Here is a 324-nt window from a genome sequence, read left to right as displayed (position 1 = left end):
TGAAAGTAGGTCATCGCCAGGCTCCAAATAAGAGAAAGCCCGATTCGAAAGAGTCGGGCTTTTTTGCGTTTGGAGCTTTCAGCCAGGTAGGTTGGGTAGAGCGTAGCGAAACCCAACACAATCCATGTGACCCTCTTCATAACCCATGGTTAAAAATTCTTAAAATCTCTATTGGTCTAATACCATTCCGCTTAAATATCTGATCTAATATAGGCTATATAAAATCACCGGTTAATAACATTGAATCCAAACATATCTGAACAGCTTTTAGCGCTTTCTCGTAAAGAACCAAACGCACGAAAACGCATGCGATTGCTCGCAGTG

1 pseudogene is annotated in these 324 nt (G+C 41.7%); it reads left to right on the top strand.

The annotated features are described in order from the left end of the window. Positions 1-203 (top strand): annotated as a pseudogene (locus IRQ78_RS20720) (hypothetical protein); the annotation flags it as partial. Between the last annotated feature and the right edge of the window lie 121 nt (positions 204-324).

This window comes from Pseudoalteromonas simplex (assembly GCF_015278155.1).
Classification (GTDB): domain Bacteria; phylum Pseudomonadota; class Gammaproteobacteria; order Enterobacterales; family Alteromonadaceae; genus Pseudoalteromonas; species Pseudoalteromonas simplex.
The sequence above is the reverse complement of the archived record's forward strand: the minus strand, read 5'-3'. Positions and strand labels throughout refer to the sequence as shown.